At 71.6% G+C, this 1,482-nt stretch carries 1 protein-coding gene; it reads left to right on the forward strand.

Features of this window, described 5'->3' with window-relative positions; translation table 11 throughout:
• Positions 1 to 73: 73 nt before the first annotated feature.
• Positions 74 to 1,482: IS4 family transposase (locus IEZ06_RS35760; protein ID WP_189241101.1), on the forward strand; the 1,409-nt coding region annotated here is incomplete at its 3' end.

Genomic DNA, 1,482 nt, shown 5'->3' on the forward strand with positions numbered 1-1,482 from the left:
CCAGAAAGAACAGGAACGGGACCTCTGATAGACCAGGAGATCCGCCAAGATCCCCCCGTGTCCCGAGGTCCCGTTGCGTCCCGATTCTGCCACCCTCACGCTCACCCGCACCATCACCGTCGCCGACGGTGTCTTCGCCCCCGGCCACCTGGGCGAACTCACCCAGCACCTGCCGTTCGAGCTGATCGACGCGGTACTGGCCGACACCGGAACGACCCAGCGGCGGCTGCGCGCCTTGCCCTCCCGGGTCGGGATCTACTTCCTGTTGGCCCTGGGCCTGTTCCCCGAACTGGGCTACCTGCGGGTGTGGCACAAACTGACCGCCGCGCTGGACGGCCTGGGCATCCGCCGGCCATCGGAGAAAGGACTGCGGGAACTGCGCCGCCGCCTGGGCGCGGCCCCGCTGAAGGCACTGTTCGAGGCGGTGGCCGCCCCGCTGGCTCAGCCCCACACCCCCGGAACCCGCTACCGCCGCTGGCGCACCGTCGCCTTCGACGGCTGCTCATCGATCAAGGTGCCCGACGCCGAACGCAACCGCTCCTGGCTCGGGAAGATCAGATACCGGCTGGCGTGGGCCGGCTACCCGACCCTGATGGTGATGGCGCTGGCCGAGACCGGCACCCGCGGCCTGCTGGGCGCGGTCATCGGACCGGCGCGGGCGGGCGAGACCGGCTACGCCGCCCGCCTGCTGCACCTGCTCTCGGCTGACATGCTGCTGCTGGCCGACCGCGCCTTCGACGGCAACGACCTGCTGGGCGCCGTCGCCGAGACCGGCGCGCAGTTCCTGGTGCGGCTCAAGACCACCCGCCGCCCGGTGGTCCTGGCCCGGCTGGACGACGGTTCGTTCCTGTCGAGGATCGGAGCGGTCACGGTCCGGATCATCGATACCGACATCACCGTGACCTGCGCTGATGGCACGCGCATCAGCGGACGGTACCGGCTGGCCACCACCCTGCTCGATCCCCGCCGCGATACGGCGCCCGCGCTGGTGCGGCTCTATCACGAGCGCTGGGAGATCGAGTCGGCGTTCTTCGCGCTGCGGCACACGCTGCTGGGCGGGCGGGTGCTGCGCTCGGGCGACCCCGTCGGCGTCCGGCAGGAGGTGTGGGCGCTTTTATGCGTCTACCAGGCGCTGCGGATGGCCATGGCCGAGGCCGCCGAGACGCGGCCCGGTACCGACCCGGACCGGGCCTGCTTCACCACCGCGGTCCAGGCCGCCCGTGACCAGGTCGTTCTGGCCTCCGGCGTCGTCTGGGCCGCAGACGGGGGTCCGGGCGAGCGCGGCGGGGTGATCGGTGCCATCGGCCGCGCGGTCCTGGAGGATCTGCTGCCGCCCCGCCGTCACCGGATCAGCGTCCGCAAGGTCAAGTCCCCCGTCTCCCGCTACCACGCCCGCCCGCGCGATGATGACCGTCCCCCGACCAGTCAGGACATCACCGGCATCCTGATCGTCGTGCACGAGGGACAGTCCGCTCCGCCACC

The organism is Planomonospora antibiotica, from assembly GCF_014647955.1.
GTDB classification, from domain to species: domain Bacteria; phylum Actinomycetota; class Actinomycetes; order Streptosporangiales; family Streptosporangiaceae; genus Planomonospora; species Planomonospora parontospora.